Source organism: Nonomuraea sp. NPDC049158 (genome assembly GCF_040648335.1).
Lineage (GTDB): Bacteria > Actinomycetota > Actinomycetes > Streptosporangiales > Streptosporangiaceae > Nonomuraea.
This window is the reverse complement of record NZ_JBEZDM010000016.1, coordinates 112,222-134,990: the sequence shown is the minus strand read 5'-3', so window position 1 is coordinate 134,990 and position 22,769 is coordinate 112,222. Positions and strand designations below refer to the sequence as shown.

Genomic DNA, 22,769 nt, shown 5'->3' with positions numbered 1-22,769 from the left:
GGAGGCCCGGGCGTTCAGGGGCGGAACGCCTTGAGCGTGAGCTCTACCAGGGCGTCGGCGTATTCGGGCGTGAGCGGCCCGGAACGGTGCAGCCAGCGCTGGTAGAGCGGGGCGTAGAGCAGTTCGAGCGCCAGGTCGAGGTCGGCGTCCGCGGCGAACTGGCCCGCCCGCTGCGCACTGCGCAGCCGCTCCTTCTTGGCCTCGTCCACGGGGCCGGCCAGCTTCTCGCGGTATTGGGCGGCGAGCTTCGGATCGTGGATGATCTCCGTGTTGAGTGCCCTGATCGGTGCCTCGAAGGCCGGATCGGCGAACTCGGCGACCGTCGCCCGCATGACCATCTTCAGGTCGGCCTCGATGTCGCCCGTGTCGGGCAGCGCCAAGCCCTCGGCGCCCTCGCTGAGCGTCAGGAAGGAGTCGAAGATCACCGCGCCCTTGCCCGGCCACCACCGGTAGATCGTCTGCTTGCCCACCCCCGCCCGCGCGGCGATGGCCTCGATCGTGACCTTCGCGTACCCCACCTCGGTGACGAGCTCGCGAGCCGCGTCGAGGATCGCCTGGCGCGATCGCTCGTTGCGGCGGCCGGGGTCCGGCTGCTTGGCGATGGACATGCCGGTGAGGATAGCAGTCTGTCGAGACGAGACGTTCCGTCTTGACGCATTGCGGCGCTTGCGGCAAGCTGCTCTCTGCGAGACGAACCGTCTCGTCTCGAATTGGAGGAGGTGGGGGCCTGTGACGAGCACCCGAGTGTGGTTCATCACGGGGGCGTCCCGGGGCCTGGGCCGGGCGTTCGCGGAGGCGGCGCTGGCCGCCGGAGACCGGGTCGTGGCGGCGGCGCGTGATGTCGATCCGCTCGCGGATCTGGCCGAGGAGCATCCGGGCCGCCTCGTACGCCTGGCGATGGACGTCTCCGACCGCGCGGCCGTGAAGGACGGCGTGGACCGGGCGGCGGCGGCCTTCGGGCGGCTCGACGTCGTGGTCAACAACGCCGGCGGGTTCCTGTTCGGCATGCTGGAGGAGGCCACCGAGGAGCAGATCCGGGCCCACTTCGACGTCAACTTCTTCGGCGCGATCTGGGTGACCCAGGCCGTCGTCCCCCACCTGCGCAAGCAGGGTTCGGGGCACATCCTGCAAGTCACCTCGATGGGCTCCGGTGGGGGATTCGCCTCGGTCGGCCTGTACGCGGCGGGCAAGTCGGCCCTCGACTCGGTCAGCCAGGCGCTGGCGATGGAGGTCGAGCCGTTCGGGATCAAGGTCACGATCGTTCAGCCGGGCGGGTACGACACCGGACTGTTCACGGTCGGCACCACGGTGACCGAGCACCTCCCCGAGTACGAGCCCCTGCGGACGAAGCTGGCCGAGATGTGGGGCGAGGACGCCGGGCCCGCTCCGAGCACGGCCGCACCCGTCATCATGGAGCTGGTCGATCTTCCCGAGCCGCCGCTGCGGCTGATCGTCGGCGGCCACTCCTATGACCTCGTCCAGCAGATGGACCAGGCTCGTACGGAGGTCTACCGCGCCTGGGAGCACCTCAGCCGTAAGGCGCCGGGCTGAACGGCCCGTGAGCAGCGACAAATGGCCAAAAATACGTATATGAGACGGCCCATCCTGGGCCAGGCCGACAGCGTACGCTGCTCTGCATGCGCAGACGGGTGATCGACGACCGGTTCGAGCTGGTGGAACGGCTCGGCGGCGGCGGCATGGGCCTGGTGTGGCGGGCCTGGGACGTAGCCCTGCACCGGGAGGTCGCCCTCAAGGAGGTGCGCCCGCCCGACCCGGACATGGACGAGCGCGACCCCGAGGCCGCCCGCGAGCTGCGGGCCAGGGTGCTCCGTGAGGCCCGCGCCCTGGCCCGGCTCAACCACCCGCACGTCGTGACCATCCACCACATCGTGGACCACGGCGACAGCGGCTATCCGTGGCTCGTCATGGAGCTGGTCTCCGGTGGATCGCTCCAGGAACGCCTCGAACGCGGCCCGATGACGCCGCACGAGACCGCCCGCCTCGGCCGCGAGATCCTCTCCGCGCTGCGGGCCGCGCACGCCGTCGGCATCCAGCACCGCGACGTCAAGCCGGCCAACGTCCTGCTGCGGCCGGACGGCCGGTCGGTGCTGACCGACTTCGGCATCGCCGCGGTACGCGAGTCCACCAGCCTGACCGCGACCGGCTCGTTCATCGGCTCGCCCGAGTACATCGCGCCGGAACGCATCAACGGCTACGAGGGCGACCCGTCCTCGGACCTGTGGTCCCTGGGGATGCTGCTGTACGTCGCCGTGGAAGGCCGCCATCCGCTGCGCCGGGCCACCACGCTGGCGACGCTGGCCGCGGTGCTCAACCAGGACGTACCGCCGCCGCAGCGGGCCGGCGCGCTCGGTCCCGTGCTCGGCTACGTGCTCACGCGCGACGTGGCCGCCCGGCCCGACGCCGAGACACTGGACCGCATGCTCGCCTCGGTGACCGACGCGCCCGCGTCGATGCCGCTCGCGCCGCCGGCCTGGGCCCCGGGCCCACCGCTCCCGCAGCCGCCCATGGGCTCGCGGCCGACCGGCCCGCAGTACGCCCAGATGAACACCAGCCCCCCGCTCCCGCGCTCGGTCACCGGCACCACGCACCGATCGAAGCGCGGCGCGCGCCCGGCCATGATCGCGGTGTCCGCCGCCATGGTCGTGGTGGTCGGCGTGCTGGTGTGGACGTTCCTGCCCCCGATACTGAACGGCGACGCCGCCGACGACCCGCGCTCCACCGGGTCCGGGGAGCCGACCAGCACCGCCACCAAATCCGGGCGGAAGCCCAAGACCACGCCCAAGGCCACCCCCGAGGACACCGAGACGGCCGCCGCCGACCCGGGCGACCTGCTGACCCCGGCCGGGATCCGGGCCGCGATCGTCAAGCTGAAGCCGGCGATAGGCGGCACCAAGGTCATCAGAATGGTGATCTACCCCGAGTACGCGAGCGTCCAGGCGCCGGTCAAGGGCGAGAAGGGCGTCTACGAAATGTTCATGTACCGCGACGGCGCCGTCAGTCGCCAGCCCGGGGGCAGCACCACGGACCAGGATCCGGTGGACCTGACCAAGTTCAATTGGGACGCCATGCCCGCCCTGCTCCGCAAGGCGAACCAGGCTCTGGGCGTCCGCAAGCCCACCACCCACTACATCGTCGTGGACCCCTCCTTCGCGTACGTGGGTGCCCGCGAGTCGCTGCTCGTCTATGTGAGCGACAAGTACAACCGGACGGGCTACCTGGTAGCCGACACCAAGGGGAAGGTGATCAGGACCAATCCGGCGTGAGCGCGATGTCCCGCTGCCGCCGCAGCGGTGAGAACACCAGCCAGAGCACCGCGAGCCACGAGCAGGTCACCGCGACCGCCAGGGTCGTGCGGGCGCCGAGCCACGCGCCGAGGGTGCCCGCCAGCAGGCCGCCGAACGGCATGGCGCCGCGGATCAGCCATCGGATGCTCGCATTCATCCGGCCGAGCAGTTCGGGCGGGCAGATCGACTGCCGGTAGGTGATCTGCAGCACGTTGTACGCGACGGTGGACAGGCGCGAGGCGAACAGCCCCGCCGCCACGGCCAGCACTCCCCAGCCGGGTCCGCCGAGGGGGATGAGCAGCGCGAACCCGCCGAGACACAGCTTGCCCGCCCATAACGCCCTGGCCGGACCCACCCATCTCGCGAACGACGTGGCGAGCATGCCGCCCACGATCCCACCGGCGCTGCCCAGCCCCAGCACCAGTCCGAGCGTGGCCGGATCGGCGCCGAGGTCGCCGAGCACGAAGACGACGACGAGAGTGGTGATCATGGCGTCGCAGAGGTTGGAGATCGCGCTGCACGCCACGACGCGCCGCAACACCGGGTGCCCCAGGACGAAGGTGATCCCCTCGGCCGCCGCCCTGCGCAGGCTCCGGGACTCGCGGACGGCGGGCCGCGGTTCGGGGGTGCGGATCAGCAGCAGGGACGCGATGCCGATCACGTACGAGAGGCAGTCCACGACCATCACCCGAGCCGCGGTGTGCAGCAGCGTCATCAGGCCGCCCGCCAGGGAGGGGCCGACGGCGAGGGCCACCGCGTTGGTCGTGGCGATCTTGCCGTTGCCCTCGATGAGCCGCCGCCGCGGCAGCAGGGCCGGCAGGTAGCTCTGGCAGGCGATCTCGAAGACGACGTTGATCGAGCCCACGAGGAAGGCCATCGCGTACAGGTGGACGATCGTCAGGTGGCCCAGCGCCGCCGCGACGGGGATCGAGGCCACCACCGCGCCCCGCGCCACGCCGCAGCCGATCATCAGCGGGCGCTTGGCGAGGCGGTCGACGATCGTCCCGGCGGGCAGCGTCATGACCAGCCAGGCGGCTGTGGCGCAGGCGGTCAGCACCCCCACCTCGAAGGTGGTGGCGCGGAGCATGGTGACGGCCACAAGGGGGACCGCCAGCGTCGTCACCGCCGCGCCCAGGTCGCTGATGCTCTGTCCGGTCCAGAAGAGCATGAAGTCGCGATTCCTGAGGAGTGTGCCGTCCTGTTCGGATGCCTGCCGGTTGATGGTCACGTCATAGACCGTACGAAACCGGTACCGGCTTACCCCGAGCTGACACGTGGTCCGTCATCCTCGAGGCGGAACGGAAGGGGTACTGCTCGTGACGGAGCCTGACGACCCTGCCGTGCGCCCATGGAACCGGCTGGGGCTCCGGATGCGGCTCGCGCTCCTGTACGGCGGCTCGTTCTTCGTGGCCGGATCGCTGCTGCTCTGGTCGACGTACCTGATCACCGGGCAGGCGCTGGACCAGCAGTTCCCCGCGAAGGCCATGAGGGTCGTCGGCGAGCGGGCCGGGCCCGCGCCGGAGGGCGCCGCCAAGGGTGACATGGTCTTCGAGAAGGTGAACGTCCAGCAGCGGGCGGACGGGGTGCTCGACGAGATGCTGCGGTCCTCGGTCGTGATCATGATCGTGATCGGGGTCATCGCGTTCGTGCTCGGCTATTTGATGGCTGATCGGGCGTTGCGGCCGTTGGATCGGGTGACGGAGACGGCGCGGCGGTTGTCGGAGAGTACGTTGCATGAGCGGATCGGGTTGCGGGGTCCGCAGGATGAGGTCAAGCGGTTGGCCGATACGTTCGACGCGATGTTGGATCGGTTGTATCGGGTGTTCGAGGCGCAGCGGCGGTTCATCGGTAATGCCTCGCATGAGTTGCGGACGCCGTTGGCGATCAATCGCACGATTTTGGAGGTGTCGCTGGAGGAGCCGGCGGCCTCGCCGGATCTGAAGGCGCTGGCTCGTGCCCTGCTGGGGACCAACGCTCGTTATGAGCGGTTGATCGAGGGGTTGCTGCTGCTGGCCCAGTCGGAGCAGGAGCTCGCCATCCGCAAGAGCCTCGACGTACGCCAGGTGATCCGGGCCGTGGAGGAGCAGCTCGACCTGCAACCCCGCAAGCGGCCGGTCACCCTCCACCAGGACCTGAGCGCCGCCCTCGCGATGGGCGACCCGCTGTTCCTGGAGCGCTGCGTGTTCAACCTGCTGGAGAACGCGATCAAGTACAACGTCCGTGACGGCGACGTGTGGCTTCGTCTGCGTCAGGAGGGTGACGAGGCGGTCGTCGTGGTGGAGAACACCGGCCCGCAGGTCTCGCCGTACGAGGTGGACGACCTGTTCGAGCCGTTCCGCCGGTTGCAGGGCGATCGGGTGCGGTCGGCGCGGGGCGCGGGGCTGGGACTGTCGATCGTCCGGGCCATCGTCGACGCGCACGGCGGCACGGTCACCGCCGAGGCGCGGCCGGAGGGCGGTCTCACCGTCACCATGCGGCTGCCCCGGCTGGAACGCCGGGCGGTCCTGCGGGCCTGAGCAGAGTTAGCGGACAGGCGTACGTACATTTGCCGATGCGTTGTATGCCCTCTATGTCTACTGTCTGCCGCATCGAGCGCCGTCCAAGCAAGGTAGGTTCATGCGCGCGCTGACCGTACTCCTCTCCACCGTCCTGGTTTCCGCGACCCTGGCGGCTCCCGCGACCGGCCTCGCCGCCACGCGACCCGCGGCGGCCACGGTGGACGTCGTCTACCAGCGGGCCGACTTCGCCGCCGGTACGCCCGAAGGGACGGTCATCGGCGAGGGCCTGTCGTTCGCCGCCGCGGTCGGCACCACCACCTACACCGACGCGCTCGGCACCAAGAACTGGGAGTACGCCCGCTGGACCGGCCCGGAGCGGCCGATCGGCTTCGCCGCGACCGAGCTGATCGCCTCCTGGACCGCCGACCTCCCGGCGGGCAGTTGGCTGCAGGTCGAGGCGCGCACCCGGCACACGGCCGGGCTGAGCAAGTGGTACGTGCTCGGCCGCTGGGCGTACGGAGAGGGCGACATCCGCCGCACCTCGGTGTCCGGGCAGGCCGACGCCGACGGCACCGTCTCCGTGGACACGTTCGTCGCGGCGGCGGACAAGCAGATCAACGCCTACCAGCTACGCCTCACCCTGTACCGGACGCCCGGCTCCGCCGTGACGCCGACCGTACGGACGCTGGGCGCGATGGCCTCGAACGTGCCCGAGCGCAAGACCGTGCCGGTCAGCCCGGGCGGCGGCGCGTGGGGCACCGAGCTGGCCGTCCCGCGTCGTTCCCAGAACGTGCACGAGGGCCACTACCCGGAATGGGACGGCGGCGGTCAGGCCTGGTGCAGCCCGACCTCGACCACGATGGTCCTGGGCTACTGGGACAAGTGGCCCAGCGCGCAGGACACCTCCTGGGTGGATCCGTCCGACCCCGATCCTGAGGTCGACTACGCCGCCCGCTACGCCTACGACCACGCCTACCAGGGCGCGGGCAACTGGCCGTTCAACACCGCCTACGCCGGACGCTACGGCATGGACGGCTTCGTCACCCGCCTGCGGTCGCTGACCGAGCTGGAGAAGCTGATCACCGCCGGGATCCCGGTCATCACCTCGCAGTCGTTCAAGAAGGGCGAGCTGCCGGGCGCCGGGTACGGCACCAACGGGCACATCATGGTGATCGTCGGCTTCACCGCCGAGGGTGACGTGATCGCCAACGACCCCGCCTCCGCCGACGACGACGCCGTGCGGCACGTCTATCCGCGGGCCGCGTTCGAGAACGTCTGGCTGCGCAGCTCCAGCAGCGGCGGCATCGTGTACGTCATCCACCCGCCCGGCCACGCCCTGCCCGCGACCACACCGGGGCTGCCCGCCAACTGGTGACGCTCAGGACGCCCTCCGGTAGCGGTCGAGGGCGGCGCGGGCCTGCGTGGTGATCGTGTCGATCACCACGGCCGCCGGTTCGATCGAGTCGACCAGGCCCACGCCCTCGCCCGCGAGCAGCGCCATCTCCTCCAGATCGCCGCTGGTCAGCCCGCGCATCGGGACCAGGAAGGAGAACTTGCGCATCTCCACCGGCTCCCCGTTGACCACCGTGTGCCCGATGACCTCCAGGCCCGAGGTGTCGCGTGGCACCTCGTCCGCCCGGTCGTGCCACTCGCGGACGACCCGGTTGCGCAGCACCCGCGTCGGATTGAACGCCGGATGCTCCGGGCCGAACATCGGCGTACGCGCGGTGTCGGTGCCCCGTGCCGCCACCAGCCGGCTCTTGTAGCCTTCGTGCGCCGCGGACTCGGTCGTGGCCACCAGCCGCGTACCGATCCAGGCGCCGTCGGCCCCGAGCATGAGCGCGGCGGCCAGCCCCCGGCCGTCCGCGATCCCCCCGGCGGCCAGGACCAGCGCCGGGGCGACCGCGTCGACCACCAGCGGGACCAGCGCGAACGTCGGCAGGGTCGCGTAATTGTGCCCGCCCGCCTCCAGCCCCTGCGCCACCACGACGTCCACCCCGTCGTCCACCGCCCGCTTGGCGTCGTCCACCGATCCGACCTGTTCGAAGACGCGCACGCCCGCACCGTGCAGCTGGCCGATCCAGCTCTTCGGCGGATGCCCCCAGTGGAATGACGCCACCGCGACGCCGGCCGCGCAGACCGCGTCGATCTGCTCGGGCTTGGCGAAGGGGGCGACGAAGTTGACGTTGACCGGCCCGGTGGTGCCGGCCCGTACCGCGTCGATGGTCTCGACCATGGTGGCGGTCGGCATCAGCCCCACCCCGAGCGACCCCAGCGCGCCGGCGTTGCTCACCGCGATGGCCAGCTCCGGCAGCATTCCGGCGAACGCCATGCCGGCCTGTGCGATCGGGGTGGTCAGACCGTACGCCTCGGTGAAGCGTGTCCGCAGTTCCATGTGCGGCCTTTCCCCTGTGTAGCGATATCTCCTGACAAAGGGGCGTTCCATGCCGTTCCAAGTGAACACATCCGACCTATTGACTCGCCTGACTGCCAGTGGTCATATCAAGAAATATTAGGAAAGTTTATTAACGAGCGCACGTCACAGGGAGCTGCGCCATGTCCAGAACGGTGCCTGTCTTAGCCATACTCGCCCTGCTGGCGACGGTATTGATCGGAGGTGTAGCACAGGCGGCAACGAACCGCTACGAGGCCGAGGCCGCCACGATCTCCAAAGGCGTCCTGGAGACCACCCACACGGGTTTCTCCGGCACCGGCTACGTCAACGGCGACAACGTCTCGGGCAGCTACCTGGAGTTCGCCGTCACCGCCCCCTCGGACGGCAGCGCGACCCTCGACCTGCGCTACGCGAACGGCACCACCACCAACCGCCCCGCCACCATCGCGGTCAACGGCACGGCGATCGCCACCGGTCACGCGTTCACCAGTACGGGCACCTGGGACACCTGGACCACCGCCACACTCACCGCGACGCTGCAAGCGGGCGCCAACACGGTCAGGGTGACCGCGACCACCGCCAACGGAAATCCCAACCTGGACTTCCTCGACGTCACCCCCTCCAGCACCCAGGACATCGCCTACCAGGCGGAGAGCGCCGTACTCTCCCAGGCGGCGGTGGCCAGCAACCACACCGGCTTCACCGGCACCGGCTTCGTCGACTACGTCAACACCACCGGCGGCTATGTCGAGTGGACCGTGAACGCGGCCGAGGCGGCCACCACGACGCTGACCCTGCGCTACGCCAACGGCACGAAGGAGAACCGACCACTGGACATCTCGGTCAACGGCACCGTGATCGCGGCCGGCAAGGCGTTCAACCCCACGGCGAACTGGGACACCTGGGTCGACCTCGCCATCCCCGCCCAGCTCAACGCCGGGGCGAACACGGTCAGGGCGACCGCCACGGCCGCCACCGGCGGGCCCAACCTCGACAAGCTCACCGTCTCCGGGCCCATCGACTCCCACCCGCCCACGGCTCCTGGCCAGCCGAGCCAGACGGCCATCACCTCGTCTAGCGTCACGGTGACCTGGGCGGCCTCGGCCGATGACGTGGGCGTCGCCTTCTACGACCTGTTCGGCGACGGGCGGGCGTGCGGCACTGTCTCGGGACAGACCACCACGGGCACCTGTACGGGCCTGAGCGCCGACACCGACCACGTCATCCACGTCGTCGCGCGGGACGCGGCCGGCAACGCCTCCCCGCCGAGCCCCGATCTCACCGTCCACACCCCCGTCGCGCAGAACCCGTACGGCGACCCGTACCTGGTCTCCATGTTCGACGGCACCACGCTGAACGGCTGGACCCCGCACGCGGCGGCCGGCTGGACCGTACGCGACAACGCCATCCACGGCACCGGTACGGCAGGCAGAGGCTGGATCTACTACAACAAGCAGCAGACCGGCACGTTCCGCTGGATCTTCAGCGTCCGGCAGGTGACCGGCGACCACGCGCCGACCGTGCTGATCTGGGGCACCACCACGCCGATCAGGGACGCACTCAGCGCCATCCAGTTCCAGCCGCCCAACGGCGGCCACTGGGACTACCGCCCCGGTCACAACAACGGCGGCGGCAGCCTGTTCACCCAGTTCCCGCACACCAAGTGGGACATCCACAACTGGAGCCAGTGCGAGCTCGTGGCCAACCAGAGCACCGGCGAGGCGAAGATGGCCTGCTGCCCGATCACCGCGGGCACGCCCACGTGTACGGCAGTGAAGGTGCTGGCCTTCAAGGACACCACCGCCGGGCAGACCGGCCCGCTGGCCATCCAGATCCACAACAGCGGCATCCAGGACGAATACCGTGACCTCTACCTGGAGTCCCCGGTGGTGGTGAACCCGGACGGCTTCATCACGACGGGCTGACCGGACGGCGTCCCCGGCTTCCCGATGATCTCGGGAAGCCGGGGACCCCCACCGACTCATGGGCGGTCGGCGTCAGCGCCTACAGCGCCCATCCCGCCGACGCGCGCCCTCGTTCCGGACCTGGACGGCCGCCGGGGCAACACCCTGACCGGATCCCCTGCCCAAGGCGGCGGCGCTTCACGGATCCCCCATCTGGGGCGGGGGCGTTTCCCGGACCTCTATCTGGGGCGGAGGCGTTTCCGGACCTCTATCTGGGGCGGGGCGTTTCTCGAGTCCCTACCTCGGGCGGCGGCCCTTCGCTCGGGTCAGCACGATGATCGCCCCGACCACGGCGGCGAGGAGCGCCACGCCGCCGACCGCCCACGGCAGGCCGCCGCTCCCGCTGCTCCCGGCGAGAGCGGCCGCAGGCGCGGCGGCAGGCGCGGCGGCAGCGGGCTCGGATGCCGGGTCAGCCACTGCGGACTCATCGGTCGCCGACTCATTGGTCGCGGGGTCCTCGGCTGCGGCCTCGTCGGTTGCGGGCTCGGCAGCGGCGGAGTCGGTGGGTGCGGGCTCGGCAGCCGCAGAGTCCGTGGGTGCGGGCTTGGACGGTGCGGCGGCGGCCTTGGCGGCGCGGAAGACCACGTCGGAGCAGGAGTAATAGGTGTCCGGCGTGTCGGAGTTCTGCCAGATCGTGTAGATCAGGTGACGGCCGCTCTTCCCGGCGGGCAGTCGCCCTTTCATGACGTACGAGCCGTCCGCCATCGCCGGGTCGGTGACCTTGAGGAAGGGCTGCTTCTCCAGGTCAGACCACCTGAGGGCACGAGACGGGTCGTAACGGTCCGTTGTGACGTACAGCCGGAAGGTCCCCTTGTGCGGGATCGTCCCGCGATACCTGAACGTGAAGCCCGCCCCGGCCGTCAGCCTGGTGGCGGGCCAGTCGGCGCGGGCGAGGTCGAGGCCGCCGAAGCCCTCGATGCCACCGCTGCACAGCTTCCCGTCGGGGATCACCTCGCGGTCCTGGCCCGCGACGTCCGCCACCCTGAGGTTGTCCCACTCGTCGGGCAGCGCCGTACCGCTCACCGCCAGGGCGGCCGTACAGGCGGGGGACTTCTTCGACAGCGGGCTGTCGGCGCCGCAGGCCGCCGCCCGGCTGAGCGGGTTCTCCAGCGCCCCGTGGGCACCGGCCGGTCCGGCGGGCAGCAGCAGGCCGCCGGCGAGCAGGCCGAGCGCGACGACGGCCACGCCCGCGATCCGGCGACGACGCACGCCCACGTGACAGACCTCCTCGGCTCGCGAAACCCGTCCTGCGTACAGGTACGGCCCGCCGGCCACGCAGGTTCACCCGAGCGGCTGTCCGGACTGGCGGAGAACCGCGAGCGGCTGGCCGGACTCAGCGGAGAGCCGCGATCGGCTATCCGGACTCGGCGGAGAACCGGTAGAACTCCTGGAGGACCCGCGCGGCGGCGTCCTCGCCGACCTCGGGGCACACGTACTGGCCGGCCGCGATGTGCGCGCACAGCTCCGGGTCCGGCCGCAGGTGGTGGGCGCGCAGGTAGTAGGTGACCGTGTCGGTCCAGACGTACGTCCCGTCGGTGCGGAAGCTCAGCGGCACCACCTCGCCGCGCTCCGGCTCGACCCGGTCCACGTCCAGCCCGGTGGTGCCCAGGATCGGCGTGCCCGCCTCCAGGTAGCCGGCCAGCCGTTCGCGTTCGTGCGGGCTGTCCACCAGCGGATGGCCGGGCGCGAAGTACGGCACGCCGTCCCGGACGCCGTCGAACACCCGAGCGACCATGATCATGGTCTCTCCCCTTCCGGACGGTACCTGTCGAGAACGGACGGCTGCCAGCCGATGATCGCATAGCGGCCGATGAGCTGCTCGGTCACCCTAGGAGCCGCCGAAGTGATGGACGGGCTCATGGGGCAACGGCACGTCACCGGTCGCGTGCGCGGCGATCTGGTACAGGCGGTCGAGCACCTCGTCGTGCCACGCCTGGCGACCCAGCCGCTCGAACTCCGGCCGCAGCGCCTGGATCCGCTCGGTGAACACGTCGATGTCCTCGCGAGTGAGCTTGTTGTCGATCCACTCGCCGTCGTCGTCCATGTAGTGCCAGGCGAAGTCGTTCTGGGCGTACTCGAACTTGTCCAGGCCGAACGAGAAGGACCTGCTGAGGTCGATTCCGCCCACGCCGTCCTTCCCGTGCGCGAGCCAGTTGCCGCCCCTGCGGTCGGTGTTGCCGACCAGGGCGTCGAGCAGACCGAGCCGCCTTCCCCCCGCACTTTCGTAGAAGGGCAACATGTCGCCTCTGATCTCGGACCGGTCCACGCCGTCCATGAACTGCATGTAGACCGCCTCATGGTTGAACGGATCCCTGATGATGTGCGGTACGGGGGCGCCGACCATCCGCCCGACGAGGGAGGCGAGCAGGTCCTTTTTCAGCGTGACATGCCCGTAGAGATGGAGTTTCCGGATCAGGACGGTGCCGTCGCGGAACCGGACCGTCTGCACCACTCCATGCTGGCCACTGTCCAGGAACTTGGGCAGCGGCTTCTCCTGCTCCAGCTTCGCCTTCAGCGTCTCCTCGTTGAGCGCCCCCGGCGGAAGCTCGGGGCTCGGCCGGGCCATGTCCGCCGGGACGGCCGGCTGCTGGTGCGGCTGCTCCGGCCGGGTGGAGTGCCACTGGCCGTCGTCGCGGAAGACCGGCCGGCCGTCGGGGCGGTACTGGGGGATGCTCCCGGTGTGCGCCTGCCGGTCGGCGCCGATGTAGACCAGCTTGTCGGCGGCGATGACCTCCCGGCCGGTGAAATCGGCGAGCTGCCGCACCGCGACGCGATTCAGGTCGAGGTCGCAGCCCAGGAGGCGCAGCTTGGCGGTGGGGTCGGCGCGCACGGCCGGATCGTGGGCGAGCATGGTGCCCACGTCACGGCTCGACAGCCGCTCGTCGCCGATGTAGAACCCGTGGCGGTCGGTGCGGATGCCCACGTCGATGACCCCGGGGGTCTGCCGCAGCAGCCGCATGTCCGCGCTGGGCATGACCGCCCGGCCCGGATCCCGGTACCAGACGCCCGCGGCGACCTCGTGCCGGCTCTGCCGGATGAGCTCCCGGTGCCTGGGCGTGAGCACCGGCACGGCCGTCCCGCCGCCGCCGGTTTCGGCCCGGCCGGTCCCCTCGGGCGGCGGCCGGCCCGGACCGTCGTGCGGGTCCTGGCCGAAGTGGTACGCGGGCGCCCGCTGATCAGCCGGACGTCCCGTGCCCTCCAGCCTCGTGCCGTCCAGCCGGGTGCCGTCCAGTCGCGGGGCCTCTCCCAGGTGGGGCATGCGGAGACCGTCGGCGGCGCGCGGGCCCGCGTAGCCCGCCCGGCCGTCGATGCCGCCCGCGAAGCCCGCCACCGCCGCCTTGGCCAGCGTCTCCGGGGTGAGCTGGCCGTTCTCGTACAGCATGGGGACCGAGCCGATCACCGAGGCCACACTGCTCTGGGTCGCCACGCCGCCCACGGTCTGGGTCAGGAACGCGGCCACCCGCTCGCGCGCCGTCAGCTCCTCCTTCAGCACGACGCCGCCCAGCAGCCGCGGACCGCCGACCTTGGCGATGATCCCGCCCAGCCCGGCGAACGCCAGCCCGGTCAGCAGCCCGCCCTCCACCGCCGCGGCCGTCTTGCCGCCGTCCCATTCGTGCCGCTTGCCCTCGGCGAACTGCCAGAGCTGGGTGCCGCCGTCCAGGCCGACCATGAACGCGATGCTCAGCAGCAGCAGCTTGGCGATCGTCCTGACGTTCAGCCTGGCCATCGAGCAGGCGGGCCCGATGGACAGGAACGAGGCGCCGCCCGTGGCGGGCCCGAACGCGTAGGACCGCAGCAGCAGGAAGGCCAGCAGGATCAGGCAGAGCGCGATGTACTTCTGCGTGTAGTCGGTGTCCAGGCCGTATGACTCGAGCTGTTTCGCCGCCGCCTCACAGGCTTTGGCCAGCTCCTCCACGTACGCGGGATCATCGGTGGTGAACTTCTCCCAGTAGCCGCACAGCGCGGTGGCCGCGGGGCCGACGGCGTAGGCCAGCACATGGTTGAGCGCTTCGTCCCCCTGGCCGCCCGCTGTGCGGCACATCCCGGCCGCGCTGCGCAGGTCGGTGGCTCGCGCCAGGCTCTCCTCGCCGTCGCCCTGCGGGTAGTCCATGCCGACGACCCAGCCGAGTACCGGTTCCACGTACGGGAACGCGGGGCCGAGCAGGGTCTTCAGATCCACGTCTCAGACCTGCGGATACAGGTGATCGGCCCGCTCGTAGTTGCGGGCCGACGTGTCGACCTGCTCCGTCAGGTCGTCGATGCTCATCGCGCCCTGGTGGAAGTCGGCGAGGAGGTCTTCGAGCGTGCGGGTGAACCGGGCGGCGAACCGCAGCCCGTACTGGTCCTGTCCCCACGGCGCGCTGTTGAGCACGGACTGCACGACCCCCCTCGCCTCACGCAGGGTGGCGGCGGGGGCGCACCAGTCCGTGCCCGCCCGGCGCATCTGGCCCCAGGCGACGTCGAACCCCTGCGCCCACTCGTTCATCGGCTCTCCCCGCGCTGGAGTGGCGTGTCCGGCAGCAGCCGGTCAAGGTCGAACTCGCCGCCGAACAGCTGCTCGGCCGACATCCCCTCGGGTACGAGCGGCGCCATCAGCTTCCGCGACTCCTCGGCGACCCGCGCGTTGGCCTCGGTGATCTGGTCGAGCACCGCCTGGGCCAGTTCCGACGGGGAGAGCCGGGTGTAGACGCGGGGATGGAAGGTGATCTCGTCGATCCTGCCCTGCGGACCCGCCGTCACGGTCACGTTGCCGTCGGAGGCCGTGGCCGTGACCTCCCGGAGCTGGGCGTGTGTCTCCCGGACCTGGCTGACTTGCCTGCCGAACTCCGCCACCAGACCCTCGATGGCCGCCTGCAGGTCATCGTGCATTCAGCACCCCTTCACTACCGAGACCCCCATAGTCCCATATGTAACACGAAACCGCAGGAAACCGCCCAGCAACACTCTTGTATTATTAATAAAATACGAATAATGTCTCCCCTCAACCGGAACCCGCAGGTCAGGCGTTCCGTTCGAAGGGAGTCAGCATGGGATCGAGGATTCCCAGGGCGGCCCGACTGGTCGCCGCTGTCGTCGCTATTGGGCTCGCGGCGGCTTGCGGGGGCGGTGCGAGCGCGCCGCCCGGCACCGCGGCGAGTGGCGATCCGGCCCAGCCGGTCTCACTGACGTTCTGGTCGTGGGTGCCGGACATCCAGAAGGCCGTCGACGCCTTCAACACCGCCCACCCCGGCATCAAGGTCAAGCTGGAGACCATCACTCCGGGTCCCGACGGCGGATACGCGAAGATGCTCGCCGCGGTCAAGGCGGGCAACGCGCCCGACGTGGCGCAGGTGGGCTACGACTCCCTGCCCTCGTTCCTGGTCAACGGAGCCTTGCAGGACGTCACGGAGTACGCGAAGGACGACGCGGCCACGTTCGTCGACTGGCAGTGGCAGACCGGCGTCTTCGGCGACAAGGTCTACGCGATTCCCCAGGCCAGCGGGCCCATGGGCTTCTACTACCGCAAGGACCTGTTCACCAAGTGGGGCCTGGAAGCCCCCAAGACGTGGGACGACTTCGCCGCGGCCGCCGCGACCATCAGGAAGAAGGACAAGAGCGCCTACATCTCGACCTTCGCCGCCAATCAGGCGCCCTGGATGATCTCGCTGGCTCAGCAGGCCGGGCAGCAGTGGTTCGGCACCGAGGGCGACGCCTGGAAGGTGACGATCGACAACCCCGACACCCGCAAGATGGCCGCGTACTGGCAGAAGATGCTGGACGACAAGCTGGTCAAGACCGAGGCCGACATGTCCAACGCCTGGTACAAGGACCTGCAGACGGGCAGCGTCGTGGGCTGGATCGGCGGCTCGTGGGGCGATGCGATCATCCGCGGCAACGCGCCCGGCACCTCGGGCAAGTGGGCGGTCGCGCCCATGCCCCAGTGGGCGGGCGCCGCCCAGTTCACCTCCGCGAGCTGGGGCGGCGGCTCGGCCTCCGCCATCCTGAAGGGCACCAAGAACCCCGGCGCGGCCACCGAGTTCGCGGTCTGGCTCAACAGCGCCCCCGAGAGCGTCAACACCCTGCTGTCGGCCGGGTACGGCTGGCCGTCCGTCAAGGACACCAGCCAGATCACCAACCTCCAGAAGGACGACACGGTCTTTCCCTTCTACGGCGGCCAGAACATCTGGGAGGTCTTCAAGCAGGCCGACGCCGCCGTGGCGACGGACTGGCGCTGGCCCCCGGTGAGTGACGCGCTCTACTCCTCGCTGACCGACAACGCCAAGGCCGCGGTCCAGGGCGACGGGACGCTCACCGACGCCTTCGCCAAGACCCAGCAGGCGATGGTCGAGCAGCTCAAGGCCAAGGGCCTCAACGTGGTGACGGGCGGTTGACGGTGACCGGGGTGGTGCGGGGGGCGCGCGCGAACTCGCGGCGCCCCGGTCGGCCGAGGACGCACGTGGTGGTCCTGGTCGCGCCGTTCTTCGTGGCCTTCGCGCTGTTCTTCCTCGCGCCGATCGGCTACGCGATCTATCAAAGCTTCTTCAAGCTCACCAGCAGCGGGCTCGGTCTGACCGAGCCGGTGCTGGAGTTCGCCGGGCTCGGCAACTACGTCACCGCGCTGAGCCAGGAGGCGTTCGTGGCGAGCATCGGCCGGGTGCTGGTGTTCAGCCTGATCGAGGTGCCGACCATGGTGGTCTGCGCCCTGGCGCTGGCCCTGCTGCTCGACTCGGCCAGAGCGCGCTTCCAGCCGTTCTTCCGCGTCTCGTTCTTCCTTCCGTACGGCGTGCCCGGGGTGATCGCCTCGCTGCTGTGGGGCTTCCTCTACGTACCGCAGACCAGCCCGCTCATCGACGTGCTGGCCGCCATGGGCCTGCCGCACGACTTCCTCGGTCCCGACACGATCCTGCTGGCCATCGCCAACATCTCCACCTGGCAGTTCGCCGGCTACAACATGCTGGTGCTGATCGCCGGGCTGCAGGCCATCCCCCGGGAGCTGTACGAGGCGGCCAGGGTGGACGGCGCGAGCGAGCTGCGGATCGCCTGGCACGTCAAGATCCCGCTGGTCCGCGCGCCGCTGATCCTGATCACCGTGTTCACGCTCATCGGCACCCTCCAGCTGTTCGTCGAGCCGCTGATACTCAAGCCGCTCACCACGGCGATCAACAGCGACTACACGCCCAACCTGGCCGCCTACAACCAGGCTTTCGGCCAGGCGGATGTCCATCTCGCCTCGGCGGAGGCCACACTTATCGCGATCATGGCATTCGTGATCTCCTTCGGCTTCCTTCGGCTGGTGAACAGGAAGGGGAACAGAGCGTGGTGAACCGGTGGAGACCGGCCACCGTCGTGGTCATGGCGCTGCTCCTCGCGGCGGCGGTCTACTTCCTGCTGCCGGTCGTCTGGGTGCTGGTCGCCGCGACCAAGAGCACCGCCGACCTGTTCGGCACCTTCGGCCTGTGGTCGCCGCACCCGCAGCTCGGCGCCAACCTCGGCCGCCTGTTCGGCGACGGGCTGTTCGGCCGGTGGATACTCAACAGCTTCCTGTACGCGGGGACCGGCGCGCTGGTGGCCACCATGCTGTCGGCCGGGGCGGGCTACGCGATGGCCAAATACCCCTTCCGGGGCCGGGAAGCGCTGTTCAACCTGGTGCTGGCCGGCGTGCTCGTGCCGGCCACGGTGCTGGCGCTGCCCACGTACCTCATCTTCAGCCAGGCGGGCCTGACCGGATCGTTCTGGTCGGTGCTGCTGCCCAGCATCGTCAGCCCGTTCGGCGTCTACCTCGCGCGCATCCACGCCAACGCCGCGATCCCCGACGCGCTGCTGGAGTCGGCGCGGCTGGACGGCGCGGGGGAGTATCGCATCTTCTTCAGCATCGGCCTGAAGATCATGAGCCCGGCGCTGGTCACGATCTTCCTGTTCCAGTTCATCGGCATCTGGAACAACTACTTCCTGCCCCTGGTGATGTTGTCGGACCAGAACCTCTACCCTGTCACGTTGGGCCTGGCCCTGTGGAACTCCCAGACCTTCAGGAACCCGGCCTTCTTCGAGCTCACGGTCACCGGAGCGGCGGTGTCCGCGCTCCTTCTCGTCATCACCATGGCCTCGCTGCAGCGATTCTGGCGGGCGGGCCTCACCGCAGGGAGCGTCAAAGGATGAAGCACGACCGAGTACATTTCGGCGCCGACTACAACCCCGAGCAGTGGGCGCCGGAGGTCTGGCGTGAGGACATCCGCCTCATGCGCGAGGCCGGGGTCACCATCGTCACGCTCGGCGTCTTCTCCTGGGGCCTCGTCGAGCCCGAGCAGGGGACCTACGACTTCGGCTGGCTGGACGAGGTCATGGACCTGCTCGGCGACGCGGGCATCGAGGTCAGCCTGGCCACGGGCACCGCGTCACCGCCTGCCTGGCTGTCGCGTCTGCACCCCGAGACGCTGCCGGTCACCCGCGACGGCGTGCGTCTGTCGCCCGGCTCCCGCCAGCACTACTGCCCCAGCTCGCCCGTCTACCGCGAGGCGGCCGTGGGCCTGGCGGTCCAGCTGGCCAAGAGGTACGGCGGGCATCCCGCGCTGGCCATCTGGCACGTCGGCAACGAGTACGGCTGCCACATCCAGGAGTGCTACTGCGACGTCTCCGCGGCGGACTTCCGCACCTGGCTGCGCGAGCGTTACGGCGACCTCGACGCGCTCAACGCCGCCTGGTCCACCACGTTCTGGAGCCAGCGGTTCGCCGACTGGGCCGACGTGCTGCCGCCCCGCGCGACCCCGACCCTGCGCAATCCCGCGCAGGATCTCGACTACCGGCGCTTCAGCTCCGACGCGCTGCTGGCCTGCTACCGGGCCGAGCGGGCCGTCCTCCAGCAGCTGACGCCCGACGTGCCGATCACCACGAACATCATGGGCATGTGGGAGCCCGTCGCCGACTACGCCTCCTGGGCGGCCGACTTCGACGTGGTGGCGCTGGACATCTACCCCGAGCCGAAGGACCCCGGCGCGCACATCGACGCGGCCTTCTTCCACGACCAGATGCGCTCGCTGGGCGGCGGCCGGCCCTACCTGATGATGGAGACCGCGACCAGCGCGATCAGCTACCGCCCGCCGAACCGGCCGAAGCGGGACGGACTGAACCGGCTGTGGAGCCACCAGGCGGTGGCGCGCGGCGCCGACGCGGTCATGTACTTCCAGTGGCGGGCCTCGGCGGGCGGCGCGGAGAAGTTCCACTCCGCGATCGTCTCGCACGGCGGCGCGGACAACCGGATCTTCCGCGAGGTGGCCGGGCTGGGCGCCGAGCTGGCGGCGCTGTCCGGCGTCGCGGGCTCCCGGGTGCGCGCCGACGTGGCGATCGTGCACGACTACGCCAACTGGTGGGCGCTGGAGCTGGACGCCCGGCCGGGCGAGCTGAAGATCCCCGAGCGGGTACGCGCCCACTACGCGCCGCTCTGGCGGGAGAACGTCACGGTCGACGTGGTGCCGCCCGAGGCGGACCTGTCGGCGTACAAGCTGGTCGTCGTGCCGAACCTCTACCTGTGCACCGACGCGGCGGCCACCAACCTGCGCGGCTACGTCGAGGGTGGCGGGCACCTGCTGATGTCGTTCTTCAGCGGGATCGTCGACGAGTGCGACCGCGTCCGGCTGGGCGGCTACCCCGGCGCCTTCCGGGAGCTGCTCGGGCTGCGGGTGGAGGAGTTCTGGCCGCTCAGTGAGGGCGAGAACGTGGGCCTGACCTCGGGCGGGAGCGCGGACCTGTGGGCCGACCACGTCGTGCCGGAAGGCGCCGAGGTCCTGGCCGCCTACACCGGCGGCCCGCTGACCGGGTCGCCGGCGATCACCCGGCACGCCTTCGGCCTGGGCACCGCCACCTACCTCGGCACGCGCCCCGACGAGCGGGCCATGCGCGAGCTCGTCCGCGACGCCCTGCGGCTGGCGGAGGTCGCGCCCGTCCTCCAGGGGCTGCCCGACGAGGTGGAGGCCGTACGGCGTGGGGGGCACCTGTTCCTGCTCAACCACGGTGACCGGCCGGTGAGCGTGGCCGGGGTGGAGCTGGCTCCCCATGATGTCGTCGTCCTGGCCGAGTCATGAGCGGGCGTTTCGCGGGCAGGACGGCCGTCGTGACCGGTGGCGCGTCGGGGATCGGCGCCGCGACGGCGGCGCGGCTGACCGCTGAGGGGGCGTCCGTCCTGGTGGTCGACGTCGTCGCGGAACCGCCGCCGACGGGCGCCGGCTACCTGCGCGGCGACGTGGCCGAGGAGGAGACCTGGGACCGGGTCGCCGAGTGGGGGCCGATCGACGTGATCGTGAGCAACGCGGCCGCCGCCGAGGTGGCGCCCGCGCACCTGACCACGCTGGAGTCGTGGAACCGGCAGCTCGGCGTCAGCCTGACCGGCACCTTTCTGGCCGCCCGCAGGCTGCTGCCCGGCCTGGCCGCCAGGGGCGGCGCCATGGTGGTCACCTCCTCCGTGCACGCGCTCGTCGGCCTGCCCGGACACCCCGCCTACGCCGCCGCCAAGGGCGGGCTGAGCGCGCTCACCCGGCAGCTGGCGGTCGAGTACGGCCCCGCCGTCCGCGTCAACTGCGTCCTGCCCGGGCCGATCATGACGCCCGCCTGGGACCGGGTGGACGAGGCGGGCCGGGCGGACAGTGTCAAGGCCACCGTGCTCGACCGGTTCGGCACGCCCGAGGAGGTGGCCGCGGTGATCGCCTTCCTGGCCTCGCCAGAAGCCTCGTTCGTCACGGGAGCCTGCGTGGTCGTGGACGGCGGCTGGAGCATCGTGAAGGACTCGGCGTGATGGCGGCCTACAGCGGGCGCGGGCTCCACGGGCAGACGGTCGAGGCCATCGCCTCGATGATCTTCGGCGGGGAGTTCAGGTCGGGTGACAGCCTCGACGTCACCGTCCTACAGGAGCGGCTCGGCGTCAGTTCGACGGCGCTGCGCGAGGCGATGAAGGTCCTCACCGCCAAGGGGCTCATCGGGGCCAAGCCCAAGCTCGGCACCTACGTACGCCCGCGCGCCGACTGGAACCTGCTCGACGGCGACGTGATCCGGTGGAAGTTCGCCGGGCGCCCCGACCCGGGATTCCTGCGCGACCTGCACGAGCTGCGCTCGATCGTCGAGCCCCAGGTCGCCCGGCTGGCCGCGCTGCGCCGTACCCCCGAGCAGCTCGAGGCCCTGCGGAAGGCGCTGGACGCGATGGCGTCCGCCACCGACCCCGTCGCGGCCGACCTGGACTTCCACCGGGCGCTGCTCGCGGCGGGCGACAACGAACTGCTCATCCGCATGGAGGTCGTCATGGGCGCGGGCCTGGCCGGGCGCGACCGGCTCGTCCACGGCTCCAGCGGCAGCGACGACCCCGTACCCAGTCATTTGGCGGTGCTGACGGCCATCGAGAGACAGGACGGCGAGGCCGCGGAGGCGGCGATGCGGGACCTGCTCGACAAGGCGTGGCGCGACCTGGAGGACCTGCTGTGAAGATCACCAGGATCGAGACGTTCCCGGTGCCGCCGCGATGGCTGTTCTGCCGCGTGGAGACCGACGAGGGCATCGTCGGCTGGGGCGAACCCGTCGTCGAGGGACGGGCCGAGGTCGTCCGGGCCGCGGTGGACGTACTCAGCGAATATCTCCTCGGCCAGGACCCGCTGCGGATCGAGGACCACTGGCAGGTGCTCACCAAGGGCGGCTTCTACCGGGGCGGCCCCGTCCTGTCCAGCGCCGTGGCGGGGCTCGACCAGGCGCTGTGGGACATCGCCGGCCAGCACTACGGCGCGCCCGTGCACGCCCTGCTCGGCGGGCCGGTCCGCGACAAGGTCAGGGTCTACGCCTGGGTCGGCGGCGACGACCCCGGCGAGCTGCGGGAGGAGATCGACAAGCAGGTCGAGGCCGGGTTCACCGCGGTCAAGATGAACGGCTCCGGCCTCATGCCGCGCTCGCTCACCGCCGCCGACCTCGCGTCCGTGGTGCGCAGGGCGGAGGTCGCCAGGTCGGCCCTCGGCCCCGGCCGCGACTTCGCGATCGACCTGCACGGCCGCGCCACGACCGCCAACGCCAGACGCGTCCTCGCCGCCGTCGCCGACCTGCACCCGCTGTTCGTGGAGGAGCCGCTGGCCCCCGACCACCTGCACCGGCTGCGCGACCTGACCGCCGCGACGGATGTGCCGATCGCGCTCGGCGAGCGCCTCTACTCCCGCACCGACTTCCTGCCGCCGCTGACCTCCGGCCTGGCCGTGGCCCAGCCCGACCTGTCCCACGCGGGCGGCATCTCGGAGGTCAGGCGGATCGCCGCGCTCGCCGAGACGTTCGACGTGCAACTCGCCCCGCACTGCCCGCTCGGCCCGATCGCGCTGGCCGCCAGCCTGCAGATCGGCTTCGCCACGCCCAACTTCCTCATCCAGGAGCAGAGCGTGGGCATCTACCACAACAGCGGCGCCGAACTCCTCGACTACGTCCTCGACCCCGCCCCGTTCACCTTCACCGACGGCCACGCCCACCGCACCACGCTGCCCGGCCTGGGGGTGACCATCGACGAGCAGGCGGTGCGGCAGGCCGCCCGCCACCCGCACGCCTGGCGCAACCCGGTCTGGCGGCACGACGACGGCTCGATGGCGGAATGGTGAGGCTGCTCACTCCGCCATCGAGC

20 protein-coding genes are annotated in these 22,769 nt (G+C 70.6%); 12 read left to right on the top strand and 8 right to left on the bottom strand.

The features are described 5' to 3' along the window. Positions 1 to 14: 14 nt before the first annotated feature. On the bottom strand, positions 15 to 608 hold the full coding sequence (locus AB0B61_RS31275) for a TetR/AcrR family transcriptional regulator (protein ID WP_358439331.1): 594 nt from the start codon (positions 606 to 608) through the stop codon (positions 15 to 17). Positions 609 to 729: 121 nt separating this feature from the next. On the opposite strand from AB0B61_RS31275, the gene AB0B61_RS31270 reads away from it, so the two are divergent. Together AB0B61_RS31270 and AB0B61_RS31265 are read left to right on the top strand one after the other, a co-directional pair. Beyond that, positions 730 to 1,551: an SDR family NAD(P)-dependent oxidoreductase gene (locus tag AB0B61_RS31270; protein WP_358439328.1), complete on the top strand. Its 822-nt coding sequence runs from the start codon at positions 730 to 732 to the stop codon at positions 1,549 to 1,551. Positions 1,552 to 1,637: 86 nt separating this feature from the next. Beyond that, entirely contained in the window at positions 1,638 to 3,284 is a 1,647-nt protein-coding gene (locus AB0B61_RS31265; RefSeq protein WP_358439325.1) for a serine/threonine-protein kinase, read from the top strand. Here AB0B61_RS31265 and AB0B61_RS31260 read toward each other — a convergent pair. After that, entirely contained in the window at positions 3,265 to 4,533 is a 1,269-nt protein-coding gene (locus AB0B61_RS31260; RefSeq protein WP_358439322.1) for an MFS transporter, read from the bottom strand. The two genes, AB0B61_RS31265 and AB0B61_RS31260, sit on opposite strands and share 20 nt — an antisense overlap. An 88-nt stretch (positions 4,534 to 4,621) precedes the next feature. Between AB0B61_RS31260 and AB0B61_RS31255 the strand changes: the two genes are divergently transcribed. Together AB0B61_RS31255 and AB0B61_RS31250 are read left to right on the top strand one after the other, a co-directional pair. Next, positions 4,622 to 5,821, top strand: a complete 1,200-nt coding sequence (locus tag AB0B61_RS31255; protein WP_358439319.1) for a HAMP domain-containing sensor histidine kinase — start codon at positions 4,622 to 4,624, stop codon at positions 5,819 to 5,821. Positions 5,822 to 5,921: 100 nt separating this feature from the next. Next, positions 5,922 to 7,178 (top strand): C39 family peptidase, encoded by a 1,257-nt coding sequence (locus AB0B61_RS31250; protein WP_358439316.1) that lies wholly within the window; start codon positions 5,922 to 5,924, stop codon positions 7,176 to 7,178. Between the two features lie 3 nt (positions 7,179 to 7,181). On the opposite strand, the gene AB0B61_RS31245 is transcribed toward AB0B61_RS31250, so the two are convergent. Further along, positions 7,182 to 8,198 (bottom strand): nitronate monooxygenase, encoded by a 1,017-nt coding sequence (locus AB0B61_RS31245; RefSeq protein WP_358439313.1) that lies wholly within the window; start codon positions 8,196 to 8,198, stop codon positions 7,182 to 7,184. Between the two features lie 161 nt (positions 8,199 to 8,359). Between AB0B61_RS31245 and AB0B61_RS31240 the strand changes: the two genes are divergently transcribed. Then, positions 8,360 to 10,123 (top strand): CBM35 domain-containing protein, encoded by a 1,764-nt coding sequence (locus tag AB0B61_RS31240; protein ID WP_358439310.1) that lies wholly within the window; start codon positions 8,360 to 8,362, stop codon positions 10,121 to 10,123. 276 nt (positions 10,124 to 10,399) lie between these two features. On the opposite strand, the gene AB0B61_RS31235 is transcribed toward AB0B61_RS31240, so the two are convergent. From AB0B61_RS31235 to AB0B61_RS31215, 5 genes are all read right to left on the bottom strand, one after another. Next, on the bottom strand, positions 10,400 to 11,377 hold the full coding sequence (locus tag AB0B61_RS31235) for a lytic polysaccharide monooxygenase (protein ID WP_358439307.1): 978 nt from the start codon (positions 11,375 to 11,377) through the stop codon (positions 10,400 to 10,402). 139 nt (positions 11,378 to 11,516) lie between these two features. Beyond that, positions 11,517 to 11,903, bottom strand: a complete 387-nt coding sequence (locus AB0B61_RS31230; protein ID WP_358439305.1) for a hypothetical protein — start codon at positions 11,901 to 11,903, stop codon at positions 11,517 to 11,519. An 87-nt stretch (positions 11,904 to 11,990) separates the two neighbouring features. Beyond that, the gene (locus AB0B61_RS31225; protein WP_358439302.1) at positions 11,991 to 14,342 is read right to left on the bottom strand and encodes a hypothetical protein; all 2,352 of its coding nucleotides are present in this window, start codon (positions 14,340 to 14,342) and stop codon (positions 11,991 to 11,993) included. A 3-nt stretch (positions 14,343 to 14,345) separates the two neighbouring features. Next, positions 14,346 to 14,648, bottom strand: coding sequence for a hypothetical protein (locus AB0B61_RS31220; protein WP_358439300.1), 303 nt, complete (start codon positions 14,646 to 14,648; stop codon positions 14,346 to 14,348). After that, on the bottom strand, positions 14,645 to 15,031 hold the full coding sequence (locus tag AB0B61_RS31215) for a YbaB/EbfC family nucleoid-associated protein (RefSeq protein ID WP_358439297.1): 387 nt from the start codon (positions 15,029 to 15,031) through the stop codon (positions 14,645 to 14,647). The genes AB0B61_RS31220 and AB0B61_RS31215 overlap by 4 nt, the downstream gene beginning before the upstream one ends. A 158-nt stretch (positions 15,032 to 15,189) precedes the next feature. Between AB0B61_RS31215 and AB0B61_RS31210 the strand changes: the two genes are divergently transcribed. From AB0B61_RS31210 to dgoD, 7 genes are all read left to right on the top strand, one after another. Continuing rightward, positions 15,190 to 16,533, top strand: a complete 1,344-nt coding sequence (locus AB0B61_RS31210) for a sugar ABC transporter substrate-binding protein (RefSeq protein ID WP_358439295.1) — start codon at positions 15,190 to 15,192, stop codon at positions 16,531 to 16,533. Between the two features lie 65 nt (positions 16,534 to 16,598). Continuing rightward, the gene (locus AB0B61_RS31205) at positions 16,599 to 17,465 is read left to right on the top strand and encodes a sugar ABC transporter permease (protein ID WP_358439292.1); all 867 of its coding nucleotides are present in this window, start codon (positions 16,599 to 16,601) and stop codon (positions 17,463 to 17,465) included. Continuing rightward, a complete protein-coding gene (locus AB0B61_RS31200; RefSeq protein WP_358439290.1) occupies positions 17,462 to 18,298 on the top strand; it encodes a carbohydrate ABC transporter permease in 837 nt (278 codons plus the stop codon). The genes AB0B61_RS31205 and AB0B61_RS31200 overlap by 4 nt, the downstream gene beginning before the upstream one ends. Further along, a complete protein-coding gene (locus AB0B61_RS31195) occupies positions 18,295 to 20,217 on the top strand; it encodes a beta-galactosidase (RefSeq protein ID WP_358439288.1) in 1,923 nt (640 codons plus the stop codon). Before AB0B61_RS31200 ends, AB0B61_RS31195 begins: the two co-directional genes overlap by 4 nt. Further along, entirely contained in the window at positions 20,214 to 20,924 is a 711-nt protein-coding gene (locus AB0B61_RS31190) for an SDR family oxidoreductase (RefSeq protein WP_358439285.1), read from the top strand. Before AB0B61_RS31195 ends, AB0B61_RS31190 begins: the two co-directional genes overlap by 4 nt. Further along, entirely contained in the window at positions 20,924 to 21,604 is a 681-nt protein-coding gene (locus tag AB0B61_RS31185) for a FadR/GntR family transcriptional regulator (protein ID WP_358439283.1), read from the top strand. The genes AB0B61_RS31190 and AB0B61_RS31185 overlap by 1 nt, the downstream gene beginning before the upstream one ends. Beyond that, complete coding sequence (gene dgoD / locus AB0B61_RS31180) at positions 21,601 to 22,746, top strand: galactonate dehydratase (protein ID WP_358439280.1); 1,146 nt, start codon at positions 21,601 to 21,603, stop codon at positions 22,744 to 22,746. Before AB0B61_RS31185 ends, dgoD begins: the two co-directional genes overlap by 4 nt. Positions 22,747 to 22,769: the final 23 nt, after the last annotated feature.

Coding starts and splice junctions, on each gene's coding strand:
- AB0B61_RS31220 (WP_358439300.1), bottom strand. CDS start 14,648: ATGAACGAGTGGGCGCAGGGGTTCGACGTCGCCTGGGGCCAGATGCGC.
- AB0B61_RS31230 (WP_358439305.1), bottom strand. CDS start 11,903: ATGATCATGGTCGCTCGGGTGTTCGACGGCGTCCGGGACGGCGTGCCG.
- AB0B61_RS31275 (WP_358439331.1), bottom strand. CDS start 608: ATGTCCATCGCCAAGCAGCCGGACCCCGGCCGCCGCAACGAGCGATCG.
- AB0B61_RS31185 (WP_358439283.1), top strand. CDS start 20,924: ATGGCGGCCTACAGCGGGCGCGGGCTCCACGGGCAGACGGTCGAGGCC.
- AB0B61_RS31210 (WP_358439295.1), top strand. CDS start 15,190: ATGGGATCGAGGATTCCCAGGGCGGCCCGACTGGTCGCCGCTGTCGTC.
- AB0B61_RS31250 (WP_358439316.1), top strand. CDS start 5,922: ATGCGCGCGCTGACCGTACTCCTCTCCACCGTCCTGGTTTCCGCGACC.
- AB0B61_RS31265 (WP_358439325.1), top strand. CDS start 1,638: ATGCGCAGACGGGTGATCGACGACCGGTTCGAGCTGGTGGAACGGCTC.
- AB0B61_RS31215 (WP_358439297.1), bottom strand. CDS start 15,031: ATGCACGATGACCTGCAGGCGGCCATCGAGGGTCTGGTGGCGGAGTTC.
- AB0B61_RS31195 (WP_358439288.1), top strand. CDS start 18,295: ATGAAGCACGACCGAGTACATTTCGGCGCCGACTACAACCCCGAGCAG.
- AB0B61_RS31240 (WP_358439310.1), top strand. CDS start 8,360: ATGTCCAGAACGGTGCCTGTCTTAGCCATACTCGCCCTGCTGGCGACG.
- AB0B61_RS31245 (WP_358439313.1), bottom strand. CDS start 8,198: ATGGAACTGCGGACACGCTTCACCGAGGCGTACGGTCTGACCACCCCG.
- AB0B61_RS31190 (WP_358439285.1), top strand. CDS start 20,214: ATGAGCGGGCGTTTCGCGGGCAGGACGGCCGTCGTGACCGGTGGCGCG.